Annotated in this window: 12 protein-coding genes; all 12 read right to left on the bottom strand. The window is 61.5% G+C overall.

The genetic code is table 11. From position 1 onward, the window contains the following. Positions 1–25: 25 nt before the first annotated feature. Positions 26–1,327, bottom strand: a complete 1,302-nt coding sequence (locus JFX23_RS08770; protein ID WP_198776575.1) for a PHP domain-containing protein — start codon at positions 1,325–1,327, stop codon at positions 26–28. A 222-nt stretch (positions 1,328–1,549) separates the two neighbouring features. Further along, positions 1,550–4,000 carry an alpha-ketoacid dehydrogenase subunit alpha/beta gene (locus tag JFX23_RS08775; protein ID WP_198776576.1) on the bottom strand — a complete coding sequence of 817 codons (2,451 nt, stop codon included), beginning with the start codon at positions 3,998–4,000 and terminating at the stop codon, positions 1,550–1,552. Between the two features lie 34 nt (positions 4,001–4,034). Beyond that, complete coding sequence (gene lpdA, locus JFX23_RS08780; protein ID WP_198776577.1) at positions 4,035–5,402, bottom strand: dihydrolipoyl dehydrogenase; 1,368 nt, start codon at positions 5,400–5,402, stop codon at positions 4,035–4,037. A 27-nt stretch (positions 5,403–5,429) separates the two neighbouring features. Then, on the bottom strand, positions 5,430–6,764 hold the full coding sequence (locus tag JFX23_RS08785) for a dihydrolipoamide acetyltransferase family protein (protein ID WP_198776578.1): 1,335 nt from the start codon (positions 6,762–6,764) through the stop codon (positions 5,430–5,432). A gap of 10 nt (positions 6,765–6,774) precedes the next feature. Continuing rightward, positions 6,775–7,521 carry a DeoR/GlpR family DNA-binding transcription regulator gene (locus tag JFX23_RS08790; protein WP_040314082.1) on the bottom strand — a complete coding sequence of 249 codons (747 nt, stop codon included), beginning with the start codon at positions 7,519–7,521 and terminating at the stop codon, positions 6,775–6,777. Between the two features lie 291 nt (positions 7,522–7,812). Beyond that, positions 7,813–8,244 (bottom strand): RbsD/FucU family protein, encoded by a 432-nt coding sequence (locus tag JFX23_RS08795; protein WP_005963521.1) that lies wholly within the window; start codon positions 8,242–8,244, stop codon positions 7,813–7,815. A 49-nt stretch (positions 8,245–8,293) separates the two neighbouring features. Next, positions 8,294–9,289 (bottom strand): LacI family DNA-binding transcriptional regulator, encoded by a 996-nt coding sequence (locus JFX23_RS08800; RefSeq protein ID WP_198776579.1) that lies wholly within the window; start codon positions 9,287–9,289, stop codon positions 8,294–8,296. Further along, positions 9,264–10,673, bottom strand: coding sequence for a rhamnulokinase (locus JFX23_RS08805; RefSeq protein WP_198776580.1), 1,410 nt, complete (start codon positions 10,671–10,673; stop codon positions 9,264–9,266). The genes JFX23_RS08800 and JFX23_RS08805 overlap by 26 nt, the downstream gene beginning before the upstream one ends. A gap of 229 nt (positions 10,674–10,902) precedes the next feature. After that, the gene (locus JFX23_RS08810) at positions 10,903–12,663 is read right to left on the bottom strand and encodes an L-fucose isomerase (protein WP_198776581.1); all 1,761 of its coding nucleotides are present in this window, start codon (positions 12,661–12,663) and stop codon (positions 10,903–10,905) included. A 111-nt stretch (positions 12,664–12,774) separates the two neighbouring features. Further along, positions 12,775–13,812: an ABC transporter substrate-binding protein gene (locus JFX23_RS08815; protein WP_198776582.1), complete on the bottom strand. Its 1,038-nt coding sequence runs from the start codon at positions 13,810–13,812 to the stop codon at positions 12,775–12,777. 109 nt (positions 13,813–13,921) lie between these two features. Then, complete coding sequence (locus JFX23_RS08820) at positions 13,922–14,938, bottom strand: ABC transporter permease (RefSeq protein WP_198776583.1); 1,017 nt, start codon at positions 14,936–14,938, stop codon at positions 13,922–13,924. Then, the gene (locus tag JFX23_RS08825) at positions 14,935–16,455 is read right to left on the bottom strand and encodes a sugar ABC transporter ATP-binding protein (protein ID WP_198776584.1); all 1,521 of its coding nucleotides are present in this window, start codon (positions 16,453–16,455) and stop codon (positions 14,935–14,937) included. The genes JFX23_RS08820 and JFX23_RS08825 overlap by 4 nt, the downstream gene beginning before the upstream one ends. Positions 16,456–17,482 lie beyond the last annotated feature (1,027 nt).

The following is a 17,482-nucleotide window of genomic DNA, read 5'->3' on the forward strand; positions in this document are numbered from 1 at the left end:
GACGTGGTCTTCGGCGTCTGAGTTTTCACAGGAGAGCAGCGGTTTTCGCAATCTCAGCAGGATCGGCACCATCGGCGATGGCCCGCCCCAGTGGGGCGTAGGCCGCGATCCGGGCGGCAAGCCCCTCAGGGCTGAGACACCCCTTCCCGAGGAGATGGAAGTCCGGGGAGATATTCACCAGGGCCTCGTGTGCGACGAGCGCCCAGGTCGCATCGTTGAGCTCGCGGAACTGGGGTTGGCGCAGTTCAGGACAGTTGAAGCTCTGACGGGGCTGATTGATGTCGACTCCAGAGATCTCAAGCATCCCGTGGGCGGCGGCGAGTTCGTGGACTCGTTTGAGCTGTTCGGGTGTGTTGCGCGGCGGCATGTAGGTGACGGCGCGCAGCCCTTTAGCTTCCATGGCGTCGAAAAGTTCGTCGAGGAATTCATCTTCGAACTTCTCGGCCTTCTTATCTCCCGTCGGAGATGCTAAGACGTCTCCGAGGTAGGCGTAGGTCGCGATTGCGCCAATAGAGTCGGCGAAAGCAACGACCTCTTCGGCACTCGGGAGTTCATCGCTCGGCTGAATGTAGATGCGCTCAAGGTACTCGGCTTTCAAGACTCCGAGGAGGTCGTACATGAGGTGCGGGTTCTCTTCGGAGCTGAGGGCTTGCTCAAGGGAGGGGGGAATTGCAATCCCCATGGATTCCAGGCCCTCGAGGAGCTGTGGTCCTTTACCGAAGCCTTTGATGAGGGCACTCGCCATGGCGGCGAGCAGGTGGCGTTCGGTAATACCCCCACCATTCGCGTACTGCGAGATGGCGAGCATGTCCTTGTCGGGGTCGAAGGGAGCCAGGCCCAGGTTGATGAGGATCTCGTTCGCGGCCTCGGCCATTTTCAGGGTGCGTTCGAGGCGGGCGGCGCGCTTCGGGGCGAGCCATGCTCCGACTTCTTCGCGGGCTTTCGCCGGAACGCCCTGAACCGTCATATAGGCAATCCCCGCGGAGTCGGGGTTGTTGAGCTTACGCGTCGACAAAGGGCCCTCGGAGTCGAAGACTGCGCGAATCTCGAAGCCGGTGACCGAGCCCATCGAAAGGGCTCGGCATGCGGCCGTCATCTCGGGGGCGGCGGCAATGGAGTCATGGTCGACGGAGCCGACGACCCTCAGTCCGGCACGGCGGGCGTTCAATGCCGCGGCGCTCGGCGTGTAGGGGCTGAAGGAGTAGCAGGTGTGAATGTGGTTGTTCGACTCGGCAACCCATTCGGGGAATGACTCACTCTCAATGACTTGCCCAAGGGCGTCGAGTCGTTCCTGCTGGCTCAGACTCGGATCGTTCGTGGCGTCCATCGGTTCCTCGCATCGCTGGGACAAGGGTGTAGGAAAAGGGGGAAGCGGTGGTGACCGCTTGAGGATCGGGCGTCTTTGCCCTTTTGTGAGTCGGCTCTGCATTCGCTCTGCTGGAGCCGAAAATCGTGCGTTTCAGGCCGAGGCGTTCAAGGCGCGCGTCGTGCGCGAGCCGAGGGCGGGGCCCGGTGGGTCGGGGTGGATGCCCGACCCACCGGGTGCGCCTCACAGGCCGAGGCGGTTGCGACGAGCGATCTCGCCCTCGGTCTGGTTGCTCGTGGGCGTGTGGCCCGGGAGCGGGACGATGCGCTCGTGGATCGCATCAATGATCCACTCGACCTGCGGGAAGAAGTAGGACTCCAACTCGGGGCCGGGGGTGATGCCATTACGCGATCCGACGACCGCGATCGGCGCGTCAAGCGCATCGAAGGCGAGGGTCTGCAGATTCGCGGCAACGGTGTTGAGGAAGTTACCACGCTCGACCGCATCCGAGGTGAGGAGCAGGCGACCGGTCTTCTTCACCGAGGCAATGAGCTTGTCGTAGTTGAGAGGTGCGACGAAGCGAAGGTCGATCACCTCGGCGCTCATGCCGTACTTCTCCTGGAGGACCTCGGCGGCTTCGAGGGCGCGGTACATTGTGGCGCCGTAGCCCGCGATCGTGATGTCGCTGCCTTCGCGGCGGATCGCCGGTTCGCCCTCGGGCGTCTCGTAGTAGCCCTCGGGAACACCACCGGGTTCGAATTCTTCGCCCTTGTCGTAGAGGAGCTGGGATTCGAAGAAGACCACCGGGTCGGTGCCGCGCAGGGCGAGGTTGAGCATGCCTTTCGCGTCCGTCGGGGTCGTCGGGAAGTAGACCTTCAGGCCCGGGATGTGGGCGGTGAGGGCCGACCAGTCCTGAGAGTGCTGGGCGCCGTACTTATTGCCGACGGAGACGCGCAAGACGAGGGGCATCTTGAGCAGGCCTGCCGACATGGACTGCCACTTGGCCATCTGGTTGAAGACCTCGTCGCCGCTTCGGCCTAGGAAGTCGCAGTACATGAGTTCGACGACCGCACGCCCGCCGGCCATTGCGTAGCCGACACCGGCACCGACGATCGAAGCCTCGGCGATCGGCGAGTTGAAGAGGCGACGGTACGGGAGGGCCTCGGTGAGGCCACGGTACACGGCGAAGGCGCCACCCCAGTCGCGGTTCTCCTCGCCCCAGGCCGCCATCGTCGGGTCCTCCTTGAAGCGGTGGAGCATCGCTTCGAAAAGGCCGTCGCGGAACTGGTACATCTTCATCTTCGAGACGGGCTTGCCGTTCTCGTCCTTCGCGGTGCGAACCTTGCGGGCGATCGCGGCGACACGCGGGTTGGCCTCGAGGTCGATCTCCGCTTCGCCCTCTTCCATCTTCTCCGTGGGGGTGTTGGAGAACATGACGGTGTCAATGTAGCCGTCGGCGATGCGCGGGCAGTTGTCCTCGTCGATCGCGAGCTGCAACACCTTCGTGAGCTTCTCGGTCAGGCCCTCGGTGTAGGCGTCGATGTCGTCTTGAGTGGTGAGGCCATTGGAGATGAGGAGCTGGGAGTATTCCTTGATGCAGTCGACGTTCTCCCACAGTTCGACCTCGTCCTTCGTGCGGTACGAGGACGCGTCCGAGGGCGAGTGTCCGGAGAAGCGGTAGGTGATCGTGTCCATGAGGACGGGGCCGCGCCCCTGCTCGAGGATCGTCTTCTTACGGGATACGGCGTCCGCGACGGCGAGGGGGTTGATGCCGTCGACGCGCTCGGCGTGCATGGCTTCGGGGTTGAGGGCCGCTCCGACGCGGGCGAGGACGTCATAGCCCATGGTTTCGCCGTAGGTCTGGCCGCCCATGCCGTAGAAGTTGTTGAAGAAGTTGAACAGGATCGGCGGGTAGCCGCCGTCCTCTTCACGCCACAGGGTGCGGAACTGGTCCATGGACGCGAAGTTCATGGCCTCCCAGACGGGGCCGCAGGCGAGGGCCGCGTCGCCGACATTGGACACGACAATGCCGGGCTTGCGGTTGATGCGCTTGAAGAGGGCCGCGCCATTGGCCACCGGGGCCGAACCGCCGACGATGGCGTTGTTCGGGTAGGAGCCGAAGGGCAGGAAGAAGGTGTGCATGGAGCCGCCCAGGCCGCGGTTGAAGCCGGACTTGCGGGCGAAGATCTCAGCGAGGGCGCCGAAGAGGATGAAGTTCTCCGTCAGTTCAGTCGTGTTCGCGTAGTTGATCTTCTCCGCGAAGGACAGGGTTTCGCCGCCGAGGAAGCTCTTCATGATCTCTTCGAGCTGATCTGCGGGGATCTGGCGCATCGCGGAGTAGCACTTCGCCAGGATCTCACCGTGCGAGCGGTGCGAACCGAAAACGAAGTCCTCTGGGGCGAGAACCGTGGCCTGGCCAACATAGGCGGATTCCTGGCCGATGCCCAGGTGGGCGGGGCCCTTGTGGTTGTAGGCGATGCCCTGCCATTCGCCGGTCTTCTTAATCGAGTCGAGCATGGATTCGAAGGTGCGCACGACGATCATGTCGTGGAGCATGTTCACCATGCCCTCGGCGCCGTAGCGCTCGAGCTCCGTGTTGAGGTCGAAAACGTACTGGTTGATGGGGACCTCGGGGAACTCGACCCGCCCGGCCGCCCGCACCTTCGCGGGATCAATGATGAGTGACTTAGTCATTGTCTTGTTTCTTTCGTGAGGAAGGATCAGAGATTCAGAGTTTGACGGCCCAAACGGCTTCGCGAATGACTTCGGAGACGGTCGGGTGGGGGAAGACGACTTGACGGAGGTCTTCGACGGTGAGTTCCATTTCGAGGACGGCCTGAGCTCCCCAGATCATTTCTGCGGCGTAGGCGCCCAGGACGTGGATGCCGAGGATCTGGTGGGTCTTCGGGTCGACGAGGATCTTCGCTTCTCCGGTGGCTTTGAAACCGTTCTCCGCGATGAAGCGCCCCGACATTTGGGCGGGCACCTTCGCGACGAGGACGTCTCGGCCTTCGCGTTTGGCAGCTGATTCGGTCAGGCCCACGCCTGCGGCCTCGGGGATTGAGAAGACCGCCCAGGGCACGGTGTTCCAGCGCATGACCTCGCCTCGTTTGGAAGCTTGGGGGTCGAGGATGTTCGCTGCCGCGATCTCGCCCATGCGGTAGGCGGCGTGGGCGAGGAGGGAGCGTCCGGTGACGTCACCAATGGCCCAGACGTTCGGCAGATTCGTGCGCATGCAGTCGTCGACGACGATGCCGCGGTTGATTTCGAGTCCAGCTTCTTCACCTCCCCAGCCCTGGGTTGCGCTGCGACGCCCGACGGCCATGAGGATGACATCCGCTTCGAGGCTCTTCTTCTCCTCGCCCTTCGAATAATGGATGGTCGCGCCCTCGAGAGATTCGACGCGGCAGCCGAGCTCGAAGGTGATGCCCTTCATCGCCGCGCGCATCCTGGCGGCCATGTCATCATCCATGAAGGGCAGGATCTCGGGGGTCATCTCAATGACGGTGACCTCGGAGCCGAGGGTCGAGTACAAGGATGCGAATTCAACGCCGATGACTCCGCCGCCGATGACGGCAAGGCGCTTGGGCACCTCAGGCAGGGAGAGGATGCCCGTCGAATCGACGACAACCGGGTTGTCTTTCACTCCGGGGATCGGGGGAACGGCGGGCACAGAACCCGTCGCGATGATGACGTGTTCTGCGGTGTATTGAACACCGTTGACACTGACTTTGCCGGGAGCGTCGAAGTGTCCGCGCCCTTCAACGACGGTGACACCGGCGCGTTTCTCGGTGGCGGCAACTCCCGACACGAGGCCCTTGACAACTGTGTTCTTCCAGTCCTGCAGGCGGCCCCAGTCGAGGGCGAGGCCTTCCACATTGACGCCGAAGGTCGTGGCCTCCTTAGCGTGGAGGTAGTTCTTCGCACCGGCGAGCAGGGTCTTGGTCGGGATGCAACCAACGTTCAGGCAGGTGCCACCGAGGTACTGCTCTTCGATGAGCACGACCTTCTTTCCGGCGTGTCCGAGTCGTTCGGCGGCGAGGTAGCCGCCGGGGCCCGCTCCTAGAACGATGACGTCGAAGTTCGTCTCAGTCATGACTCAGTTTTCTCCTTTAAATGAGCTTCAGGCGAGAACCGTGACGTCGATGTTCTCGATCGCCCGGACGAGGTCTTTGAGGAAGCGGGCGCCGTCTGCGCCGTCGATGACCTGGTGGTCGATCGTGAGGGACAGGCCCAGACGCTGCTCGACTCCGATTTCGCCTTCAGCGGTGACGACGGGGCGGGGCGTGATGGCGGCGACGCCGAGGATGGCGGTCTGCGGGCGGTTGATCACGGGGGTGAAGGACTCGATCCCGAAGGAGCCGATGTTCGTCACGGTGAAGGTGCCGCCGGACAGGTAGTCGGGGGCGATGGTGCCTTCAATGGCTTCCGAGGCGAGACGCTTGGCTTCAGCGGAGAACTGCTTGAGGGAGAGGGATTGCGCGGAGCGGATGACCGGGACGAGGAGTCCTCGCGGGGTGTCGGCCGCGAAGGCGAGGTGGACCTGTTCGAAGAGGGTAAAGTCCAGGCCCTCGAGGGTCGCGTTGAAGGCGGGGTACTTCGGCAAGGTCTTGACGACCGCGTAGCAGACGAGGTCGTTGAGGGTGATCTTGCCAAGGCCCAGGAACTCCTCGGCGTTCTTGAGTCTCTTGCGCAGCGCGAGAAGACCTTGAGCGTTCGCGGAGGTGTTGAGGGTGAGCTGGGCGCTTTCCTGCAGGGAGGCCATCATGCGTTGGGCGACGACCTTGCGGACGCCCTTGAGCTTTTCCGTGGTGGAAGCACCCGGGAAGTCCGCGCTCGTAACCGCGAGAGGGGCCGGGGCCTGGGGGGCGGGCTTGAGGAGGTCGGCGGTGGTGACTCGTCCGCCAAGGCCGGTGCCGCTTGCTGCGGTGCCGCCGAGTTGGGTGGCGGCGGAGGTGTAGGCGGGGCCCTGGGCGATGACGGCCTGGACATCGCGTTCGATAACGCGCCCGTGGGGGCCTGAACCCTCGGCAATGGAGGAGGTGTCGATGCCTTTGGAACCTGCGAGGGCGCGTGCTCTGGGGGAGACGGCGCCGCTGGCGGCTGTAGTGGCGAAGGAGGGGGCGGGGGCCTCGGGGGCTTCGGCCTCTGGGGAGTCTTGGGGGGCGGGGGCTTCTTCGGCAGCGGAATCGGAGGGCACGAGGGCGGAGATGTCTTCACCGGCTTCACCGAGGATGATGAGCGGGTCCTTGACGGGGACTTCGTCACCTTCAGCCCACAGGAGCTTCAAGACGGTTCCAGCGTCGGTGCTGGGAACCTCCATGGTGGATTTGTCGGTTTCGATCGAGCACAGCGTCTGATCGACGGCGACCGTGTCACCTTCGGAGACGAGCCATTCGACGATAATGCATGACTCTACAGAGTTGCCCAGCTGGGGCATCACCACGATGGTGGCCATGTGTTTCCTCCTAGACGATGCGCAATTGCGTGCGCTCGCTCAGTTCCTTTTGTGGTTCTTCCAAAAGGGCGTCGTCGGTGATGATCCCGGTGACGTCCTCGACTCCCATGAAGCTAACGAAGCCGGCTCGCCCGTATTTTGACGAGTCGCTCAGCAGCCAGGTTTCCTCGGTGCGTTTGCTCATGAGGGCGCCGATATGGCCGCCCTCGACGAGCTGGGTCGTCAAACCCCGTTCGACGGAGAAACCATCGGTGCCGAGGAAGACGAGGCGTGCGTTGAAGTCCGTGATGGACTTTTCTGCAACCGGTCCGACAAGGGATTCGGTTTCAGGGTGGAAGCGCCCGCCCGTAAGGGTCACAGTGATGTGAGGGTTCGGGCGAGCGTTTTGAAAAACGAGAAGAGAGTTCGTGACGACCTGGATCCCGCGTTTGCCGGTGAGGTACTTGACCACGAGGGAGCAGGTCGTACCCGCTTCGATCATGATGCGGTCGTCGTCACGGATCATGGCGGCGGCGGCGCGCGCAATCCGTTCTTTCTCCTTAATGCGGTCGTTCTGGCGCAGGTGGATATTACGGTAGGCGGTCGGCCTGGCTCCTCCGTGCGTGCGAACGAGGTAGCCCTCGTCTTCGAGTTCTTTCAAGGTGGTGCGGATGGTGACGAGAGAGACGTCAAGATCCTCGGCGAGGGCACTGACGCTGACCTCGCCGTTCATGGCGAGGCAATCGAGGATGTAGCTCGTGCGCTCTGGACGCCCCACACCCATCACCTCTTCGTGAGCCTTCGAGAAACTATCGCTTTGCTTCCGCTACAGCGAGTTTAGCCAAGAAATCGAAAGTGCACAAGCGCACATTTCCCCTCAAATCCACCTGCCTCAGATAAAGGGCGAAGAATCTGCACCACATCATTCTTTCGGCTTTATTGCACGGTTTTCTCAGGAATGAGAGCACCCCCTTCGGGGGCGAAACCTATCCGAAGGGGGTGATCCTAAAAAAGAAAAGCAAGCGAAAGCTTTTCCTTCCCTATGAAGTGAGAAGCAGGCCGACAGAGCTCACTGTCCAGGCATGCGAACTCCCACAGTGAGCAGCAGATTGCCGTAGAGACGCTGCTCACCGGTCGCGACGATAATGCCGACGTCCTCACTGCGGGCGGCATCATAGAAATCAAAACGGGACAGTTCAGCGAACTCGGTGTCGGGCAGCTGGGCCTTGAACTCCTCATGGATCGGGATCTGCACCTGGGGAGCATCGGGAGCCGGAACCATGATCTCGGCCTTTTCGATCGGGCACACCTGTTTCAAGACCTCGAGGATCTGGACGACATCAAGCATGCCAGGGGCGAAGTTCAAAGAAACGAGCTCACAGCGCGGGGAGACTCCGGTCGTGTGCGGGTAGTTCGCATCTGCGAGTAGGATCTTCGAACCGTGTCCGGCTGCGGCGAGCGCGCGCAGCAGCTGGGGATGAGTCATTGAGCCGTAGATCATGGCGGGCCTTTCTCCTGAGGGGGATTCTTGTTCAGTTACACAAGGGGTCTTAGAGAGTCGAACTCGCCCGGATCACGAGTTCTGGATCAATGGTGACATCCTCAGCCCTGCCGCCCTCCATGAGTGAACGCACAAGACGCACTCCAGTGCGCCCCAAGCGGTCGAAGGGCTGACGGATCGTCGTCAGGGGCGGCGTATAGCAGTCGGCGCCATCAACATCATCGAAACCGACGACGCGCACATCCTCGGGGACTTTGGCACCGCGCTCATGAATGAGGCGCATCGCTCCCAAAGCGAGTTGATCGTTCGCACATTGAAGCGCTTGAGGCAGATGCGAAAGGGAGCGCATCGCGTCATAGCCATCGTGAGCGTTCCACGAGAAGGACTCGATTACCTGGCCCTCCACGCCCGCCTCTTCGCAGGCCCGCGTAAAGCCCTGGCGCCGCATCACCGCATCCGACCAGTTCCGAGGTCCGGCGATATGCACGATATCGGACACCCCCTGACGCAAGAGATGCTCAGCTGCTAGCCTCGAGCCTCGAACATTGTCAATGGACGCCGTCGAAATCCCCTCGAGATTCTTCTCCGAGGACAAGAGCAGGCAGGTGGGAATCCTCTTGCCGATCTCAATCGCAAGCTCAACACTCGGATCCTGGCCGGCCAGAATCACGACCCCGTCCACGTCAAAGGGGGCGACCTGCGTGTGCAGCGCACCATCGGGACGGTATGCGTTCGACAAGGAGACGTGATACCCGGCTTCAGAACCCGCATTGAGGACGGAGAGCAGGACCCTGCCGTGCCCATGGAACATCGGCGCGGCAAGCAGAACGTGCAAGACCCCCGTCTTCTTCGATGCGAGTGCCCGGGCCGCATAATTTGGCCGATATCCCATCTCATCGAGGAGAGCGGAGATCCTCGCCCTCGTCGCATCCGCGACTTCCGGGTCTCCTCGAACAACGCGCGAAACTGTGTTCGTGGAGACTCCGGCGTTGGCCGCAACGTCAGCGAGAGAGACCTTCTTAGGGCTTGGAGGGCGCGTGGACATGGGTCTTCGCTGTTTTCGCAATGAATGCGCTGCGCTGGGCGGGATCGAGATGCCCGAGGGTTTCAAGCTGGGCGATGAGCGAACCAAGAGTGGAGGCCTCGATCGGGCCACGGATCACGGTCACGCCGGAAATACTCGCGGTCAGATCGCACAAGAGACGGTTGCGGGCCCCTCCGCCAACGAGATTGAGCTGTTCAGGGCGAGTGCCCGTCACCTTGGAAAGCTCATCAATTGCTCTGGCGTAGCGTCGGGCGAAGGATTCGATAATGAGGCGCACATATTCAGGCATGGAGGAAGGATGAGGGGCTCCTTGCTCGTCAAGCGCAGAATCGATCTTCTCTCGCATCTCCCCCGGTTCGGCGAAACGTGGATCATCAGGGTCGAAGAATGCCGTGCAAGGCGCGCATTCTCGAGCCTGGGCGACAAGTTCATCCGTGTCGGTGGGAGTGCCTTCGCGCTCCCACTGACGCTGAATCTCCTGGAGGATCCACATGCCGGTGATATTGAACAGAGGACGCACTCCCCCGTCCGTGCGAGACTCGTTCGTCACGCCGAGCTCATAAGCAGCATCGCTGACGAGCGCATGATCCTCGAGTGCACCAAGAACGGACCAGGATCCGCACGAGAGGAAGTAGGCGCGAACACCCTCGTCAATGGGCAGGCCGTGGACGGCGCAGGCCGAGTCATGGGCTCCACCGCGGACGACGCTGAGCCCCTCAAGACCCGGGACGGTGCAGGGCCCGACAATGCTCAAATCATCGTTGAGCTCGCCGAACCAAGAGCGCGGGATCCCCAATCGCGCGAACATGTCATCGTTGAAGCGCGAGGCTCCGGGAACGCACAGGCCCGAGGTCGAAGCGATCGAACGCGACCATCCCTTCACGCCGGTGAGTTTCCAGGCGAAGTAGTCAGGCAGGAATAGAACACTTTCCGTCCGCTCGGCCAGTTCAGGATCTTCGATGGTGAAGGCGAAAAGCTGATTCGCAGTGTTAATCGTCGCAGGCTGGTTCCCCGACATCTCGAAGAAAGAACGGTCATCAATGCGGGAACGGAACGCCTTGAGGGTGCGGGTGGTGCGCTCATCACGATAGGCGCGGGCAGCACCGCATCTTTCCCCCTTCGCATCAAGGGGCACGAAGTCCACGCCCCAGGTGTCAACGGAAACGCAGACTGCGTCGGGGAAGCGAGCGACCGCCTTCTTCAATCCCTCGAGCGTCTGCTCCCACATCGTGTCGACATCCCAGATCAAGGAGCCAGAATCATCGCGAATCGCCTGGTGCTTGAAACGGTGAATCTCCTCCACCTCAAGGCGTCCGTCAAGGATCGTACCCGCGATCACGCGGCCCGAAGCCGAGCCGAGATCGACTGCGAGTGCAGTGGTCATGTGTCTCTTGCCTTTCGATGTCGAGATGGGGCGTTTCTTCTCACCCGGGAGCGTGAAACACTGGGCTCCAGGCTTCAGTATCCGAGCTAGGCGCTGCACCTCAGGTAGATGCTCTGTCCGACTGGGCGCTACGCCCATGTGAGGCGCTTCTTTGCGCCGGGGGTGATTCGTCTTCGAATCGATCCGAGGGTGGGCGGGCCCGCCGTCGGGCCCACCCACCAATCATGAATCAGCGGTAGAGCGGACCGAACTCCGCGCAGGCACGGTAGTCGGCACCCTCCGGATCGGCAGTGCCGAACAGAGACCAGGCGCGCGGACGGAAGACCTGATCCTCAGGGACATTGTGCATATTGACCGGGATGCGCAGCATCGAGGCAAGGGTAATGAGCCTCGAACCGATGTGTCCGTAGGAGATCGCACCATGGTTCGCGCTCCAGTTGTTCATCACGTCGTAGACGCTCTTGAAAGCGCCCTCACCCGTGAGGTTCGGAACGAACCAGGTCGTGGGCCACTCGATGTTCGTCCGCTCTTCGATCGTGGTCGCAACCTCATCGGGCAACTCAACGGTCCACCCTTCGGCGATCTGGAGGTAGGGCTTTCCGTTCACGAGGTTGACGCGCACCATAGTGACGGGCATTTCGCCGGAAGTGCGGAAGTGGGTCGAGAAACCGCCACCGCGGAAGTAGCCAGTCGAAGCCGGATGGAAGGTTGTGGCCTCGAGAGTCGCCTTCTGGTCATCTTCGGTGATCTCCCACCAGGGTTTGATGACGTTCTTGCCATCACGGGTCGCCTTGCCAGCCCCATCCAGGGTCGTCGAGCCCGAGTTGCGCAGGTCGAGGAAGCCGACCGCAGCGCGGCCTTCGGGCTTCCAGCCGGTGACGCGCTCAACGGCTTCCGGGCTCCAGTAGGTGCGAACATCGGAGAAGATCTGAGGCGTATTGGTCAGCAGGTAGTTAAAGAGCATCGACACACCGTTGAGCGAGTCGTTCTCGGTGGCGAGGACATTGGGCTGACGCGGCCCGTTCCAATCGAAGTTGGTGTTGAGCAAAGTCTCCATGACATCGCCATTGGGGAAGTGATCGGTCCACTGGCGCTGCCCCTGGAAGCCCGCGGCGATTGCGCCGTGGCCACCGGCCTCTTCTTCGAAACCGAGTTCGGCGAGGCGAGGGTTGCCCTGCATGAGATCACGGCCAATGAGCGTCATCTTCGTGACAAACTTCCACCAGTCCTCGAATTGCTCAGGCTTCTGCCATTCTTCGGGGTTCCAGTCCTTGCCGAGGGTGAGGTTCTCACGAATCCACGCGTATGCCTTCTCGTACTCCTCCGGATCGTAGATGCCCTCTTCGATGCGGCGAGTGAACTCGGACATGTCAATGTACTCGTTGCGCATGCCGAGGTAGGGGCCGAAGAACGAGGGATCAACCATGGAGCCCGCAATACCCATGGCGACACCGCCCATGGACAGGTAGGACTTGCCCTTCATCTGAGCAACGGCGAGGCCTGCGGTTGCATAGTCAAGGAGACGAGCCCGAACGTCCTCGGGAATGGAATTGTCGTCGCCGTCTTGCACATCCTTGCCGTAGATACCAAAAGCGGGGATGCCCATTTGCGCGTATCCGGCCAAAGCTGCGGCAAGGTAGACGGCACCGGGACGCTCCGTACCGTTAAAGCCCCAGATGGCGTGCGGCATTGCGGGATCCATGTCCGTGGTTTCGGTGCCGTAGCACCAACAGGGAGTGACGGTGATGGTCAGACCGACATCGTTCTTGCGGAACTTGTCAGCGCAGGCTTGGGCTTCATGGACGCGGCCGATCGTAGTGTCGGCGATGACACATTCAACCGGGGTGCCGTCGGTGTAGCGCAGGTTAGCAGTGTAGAGCTCGGCGACGGCCTTCGCCATATTCATGGTCTGCTCTTCGAGCGCCTCGCGCACGCCCTGACGACGTCCGTCAATTGCGGGGCGGATTCCGATACGGGGGTGATCAGTCATTGTCTGTGTTTCCTTAATCGATTGTTCCTTAGACAGCGGGGTTGCCACACCCCTCGGATTCCAGATGCGAGTGGCAGGGGCGGGCCTGTGAAAAGGCCCGCCCCTTCACGCTCACTCGTAGAGGTTCGGCTTGATCTCGTCCGAATCGATGTTGGACTTGTCGTACCAGTAGAAGCCGGAGTCGATGGTCTTCGGCAGAGCGATTCCGTTGATCGCCTGGATCGCGGCGGTCACAGTCTTGTAGCCCATGAGCTTGGGGGCCTGGGTCACGGCGCCGGCCTGAGAGCCGTCCTTAATCGCGTTGATCTGGGTCTTACCGGAGTCGAAGCCAACGACGACGAGCTTCTTGCCAGATTCAGTGGCACCCTGGATCGCGCCGGAGGCTGCGGCCTCGTTCGAGCCGTACAAGCCGACGATATCGGAGTTCGCCTGGATGATGGCCTTCGAAGTGTCGGCAGCCTTGCCGACCTCGCCTGCGATCTGCTCATCAAGGAGCTTGAGGTCGGCGGGGGCGTTCTTCTCGAAGTAGTTCTTGAAGCCCTCGCAGCGCTGCTTGCCGGTGGTGGAGGTCGCGTCGTGGCAGACGAGTCCAACGGTGCCCTTTTGTCCATCGAGGAGCTCGATCATGTGCTTCGCAGCCTCTTCGGCGGCTGCATAGTTGTCGGTCGAGACCGTGGTGAGCGGAAGATCGGAGTCGACACCGGAGTCGAACGCAACGAGAGGAATCCCGGCGGATTCGATCTGGGTGAGGAGTGGGCCTGCAGCGCCCGAGTCGAGGGCCGCAAGGCCAATGGCTGCCGGGTTCGTGTCGAGGGCAGCCTGGAGCTGGTCGAGCTGCTGGGTCACCTTCGTCTCATCGTCGGGGCCGACGAACTGAATCTTGTAGTTGAACTCGGCACCGGCCTGTTCGGCACCTTCCTTCACTGCCTGCCAGAAGCGGTGCTGGAAGCCCTTGGAGACGAGGTAGATGGTCTTGGAGCCATCGCCCTTGGGCACCTCAGTCGATTCCGTGACAGTCTCAGAAGTACCACTCTTGTCTGCGGCGGCGGTGTCGCTGGCGGCCGAGTCGGTGGAGGTCGAGCAGGCGGCGAGGCCGAAGGCCATGGAACCGGCGGCGGCGACGGCGACGATACGTCCGATGGGGCGCATGTGTATTCCTTTCATGGGGGCGGTCAGACCTTTGTCTGCCCTGTGTTGTGTGGACGGCGATGTCCGTTGTTGTGTGGACGACGATGTCCCTTGGGAAAGATCTCGAGGATCAGGCGGCGTTTTCGCGGGCTCGACGGATGTTGTCGATGAAGACTGCGAGGAGAACGACGACACCGGTGACAACCAGCTGCCATTCGGAGGCGACGCCCATCATCGTCAGGCCCTTCTTCAGGGTCTCCATGATGAGCGCACCGAGGAGGGCACCGGGGATTGAGGCGCGACCGCCGGAGAGCGAGGTGCCGCCGATGACGGTTGCTGCGATGACGTTGAGTTCGAAGCCAACGCCTTCAGCGGGCTGGACGAATCCGAAGCGCGCGGAGTAGAGGATCGCGCCGATCGCCATGAAGACACCGGCGACAACGTAGATGATGACCTTCCACAGGCGCACGTTCACGCCCGAGAGGCGCGTCGCTTCCTCATTGGAGCCAATTGCGAGGGCGTAGCGGCCCAGGAGCGTCTTTGACAGGAGGAAGGCGGCGAGGATGGTAAGCAGGACGAAGATCAGTGCGGCATTCGTCAAGGTAGCGCCCCAGACGGTCGGGAAAAGGCTGCCGGTCGACAGGGCGATGTAATCCTTATTCGCGATCGAGATCGTGGACTTGTCGGAGATGATGAGCGCGAGGCCGCGGGCGACCATCATCATCGCGAGTGTGGCGATGAAGGGAGGCAGGCCGAGGATCGAGATGTTCACACCGTTGATGAGGCCGACGAAGGCGCCGAAGAGGAGAACGAGGATCAGGCCGACTCCCAGGGGGAGGTTCATCCAATCGGCTGACAAGAAGACGCCCGCCATGACTGCGACGAGAGTCATGCCGGTGCCAACGGACAGATCAATACCAGCAGTTGCGATGACGAAGGTCGCACCCAGCGCCATGACACCGATGTATGCGGCCTGCAAGAGGATGTCGGTGAAGATCTTCGCCTGAGCGAAGTTCGGGGCTGCGAACATGAAGTACGCATAGATGATCACCAATGCAATGAAGACCATCACGAGCTGCATGTTGGACTTGATGAAGGCGGCCACCGGGTTGGTGGGCTGCTGCGCCTTGACGGTAGCGGTGGTCACGCGACTACTCCATTCGCTTCTTCCTGACCGACGGTGGCCAGTTCCATGATGTTTTCCTGGGTGGCGACCTCATTGTCGAGGGTGCCAATGATGCGCCCGTGGGCCATGACTGCAACTCGATTCGCGAGGCGCAGAACCTCTGGCAATTCGGATGAAATCACGATGATCGCTTTGCCTTGCCTGGCGAGTTCCTCAAGGAGGGTGTAGATCTCATCCTTAGCGCCGACATCGATGCCTCGAGTCGGTTCATCGAAGATCAAAATGTCCGAGTCGCGCACGAGCCACTTCGCGATGACGACCTTCTGTTGGTTGCCGCCGGAGAGGGAGCGGAGTTCGGCTTCGACGCTCGGGGTGCGGGTGCGCAGCTTTTCGACGTAGTCTCGAGCAACCTTGGTGATCTTCCTGCCGTTGATGATGCCGCCCGTTGTAAAGCGGTCCATCGCGGCGAGCGCGGTGTTGAAGGCGATCGATTTGTCGAGGAGGAGGCCGTATTGCTTGCGGTCTTCGGAGAGATAGCCAATGCCGTACTTCACACCGTCTGCGGCGTTGCGGATCGAGACTATCTTACCGTTGATGGTGATCTCGCCTTCGGTATGAGGATCGGCTCCCGACAAAGCACGGGCAACCTCGGTGCGGCCTGCGCCGACGAGGCCGGCAAAGCCGAAGATCTCGCCCTTCTTCACTTCGAAGGAGATGTCGTGGACGGCTTTTTTCGTGGAAAGGTGCTCGACTTTGAGGACTGCTTCATCGGAGAGGGGGCGGGTTGTGGGACGAGCGTCGGCGGGGACCTCGCGCCCGACCATGAGGCGAATGACCTCGGACAAGGGGGTCGTTTCGGTTTCGACAGTTCCCACGTATTGGCCGTCGCGGAGCACGGAAATGCGGTTGGTGAGTTCCTTAAGCTCGGGCATGCGGTGGGTGATGAAGATGAGGCCGGTTTCGGGGGTGATGAAGTTACGAACGAGTTCGAAGAGGGACTCCGTCTCGGTGGTCGTGAGCGGCGCAGTAGGCTCGTCCATGACGAGGATCTTCGTTTCCTCGTAGGAGAGGGCTCGGGCGATCTCAAGCATCTGCAGGCGAGCAACGGTGAGGTCACGGCACACGTCGTTCGGGTTGAGATCCATGTTCAGGCGCTCGAAAAGGGCCTTGGCATCCCTTACCATCTTACGGTCGTTGATATAGCCACCCTGGTGGGAGCCTGCGCGACCGATATAAAGGTTCTGAGCGACCGTGAGGTCGGGGATGATATTGAGCTCCTGATGGATGATGCTCAGCCCGAGCTCACGCGCATGGTTCGGCCCTTTGAGATTCACCTTCTCACCCTGCAGCCAGATCTCACCTCCCGGATCTGCCTTGTGAATACCGGTGAGTACCTTCATGAGCGTCGATTTACCGGCGCCATTCTCACCGCAGAGTCCCAGGATCTCGCCGGCACGAAGGTCGAGGTCCACATCGGACAACGCCTTCACACCGGGGAAGGTCTTGGAGATCCCCTTCAACTCAAGCAAGTTCGTCACTTTTCACCCCTCGGGTACCGGCCACGGCAATGTGTCCGGAGTTTTGTAAGCCACAACTCGTTAACGCTAACGAAACGGGTTACGACAATCACCTTCATTGGTGTAGGGCAAGCGTACGACACTTGGAAGCATCAACAAAATCGAGGACGGCACCTCGTTACCCAATCGTTACCGCTAACGATTTGTGGTGGAGCACACGGCATCGCAGGCTCAGAGATGCCCACAAGTCGGACACAACCCCCATACAGCAGGCCCCGCAGGCTCAGGCACGCCCACAAGTCGGACACAGGCCACGCATAACAGGCAGATTTCCGACCTCGACCTGGGGTTTCTTCTCCACTCCGGGCTATCAGGTTCGACTTGTGGATCGCTGACATAGGAAAGAGGCTCCTAGGCGGTGGTTCCGGCACCTCAAAGCCGCTAATTCACCTACTCCAACCCCGCGCTCGTGAACTGGAGGCACGAAGTGGCTCACCCCCTATCTCCTCGACCACTCCAAACCCGCCCCCAGCGGGAATTGAGGCTTGGGGGCTGTCGTGATGGAGCTTGCCGTCCCAGCCCCTACCCTCCAGGGACTGGGAGGACCCCCCCCCACCAGCGTCTGCAGAACGGTCCCCCAACCCCCAGCCTCCGGGGACTGGGGCTCGCGGGAGCTCATCACAGTCCTCGGGTGTCTATTTCCCTCCAGCGCCCAGGGGGAAGGAGGCGCTCATGATGTTCTGGACGCTCATCCCAGCGACTTCTCCTCCGCTCCTCTGGGGGAGAAAGCAAACTCCGATGCTGTGTAACGCGACGGGAACACTTCTCCCCGCCCCCTCACAGGGGGAGAAGTCCCGATATCGACGAGAGACGCGGGGATCTGCACACTTCTCGGGATACCGGCAAGGAAGTGTGGCATCAACCCGGACTTTTCGTTGATCTGACCGCGTAAAGTCGCGTTCCCCATAGGGGTGGGGCCTATATGAGCGGGTGAGTGTTGACAAGCGCCCCAAGTGCCCGATCTGCCGAGCGCCGATGAACGCGAACG

This window comes from Schaalia cardiffensis (assembly GCF_016405145.1).
GTDB classification, from domain to species: domain Bacteria; phylum Actinomycetota; class Actinomycetes; order Actinomycetales; family Actinomycetaceae; genus Pauljensenia; species Pauljensenia cardiffensis.

Coding starts and splice junctions, on each gene's coding strand:
- JFX23_RS08795 (WP_005963521.1), bottom strand. CDS start 8,244: ATGATCTACGGCTCAATGACTCATCCCCAGCTGCTGCGCGCGCTCGCC.
- lpdA (WP_198776577.1), bottom strand. CDS start 5,402: ATGACTGAGACGAACTTCGACGTCATCGTTCTAGGAGCGGGCCCCGGC.
- JFX23_RS08785 (WP_198776578.1), bottom strand. CDS start 6,764: ATGGCCACCATCGTGGTGATGCCCCAGCTGGGCAACTCTGTAGAGTCA.
- JFX23_RS08805 (WP_198776580.1), bottom strand. CDS start 10,673: ATGACCACTGCACTCGCAGTCGATCTCGGCTCGGCTTCGGGCCGCGTG.
- JFX23_RS08810 (WP_198776581.1), bottom strand. CDS start 12,663: ATGACTGATCACCCCCGTATCGGAATCCGCCCCGCAATTGACGGACGT.
- JFX23_RS08815 (WP_198776582.1), bottom strand. CDS start 13,812: ATGCGCCCCATCGGACGTATCGTCGCCGTCGCCGCCGCCGGTTCCATG.
- JFX23_RS08800 (WP_198776579.1), bottom strand. CDS start 9,289: ATGTCCACGCGCCCTCCAAGCCCTAAGAAGGTCTCTCTCGCTGACGTT.
- JFX23_RS08775 (WP_198776576.1), bottom strand. CDS start 4,000: ATGACTAAGTCACTCATCATTGATCCCGCGAAGGTGCGGGCGGCCGGG.
- JFX23_RS08770 (WP_198776575.1), bottom strand. CDS start 1,327: ATGGACGCCACGAACGATCCGAGTCTGAGCCAGCAGGAACGACTCGAC.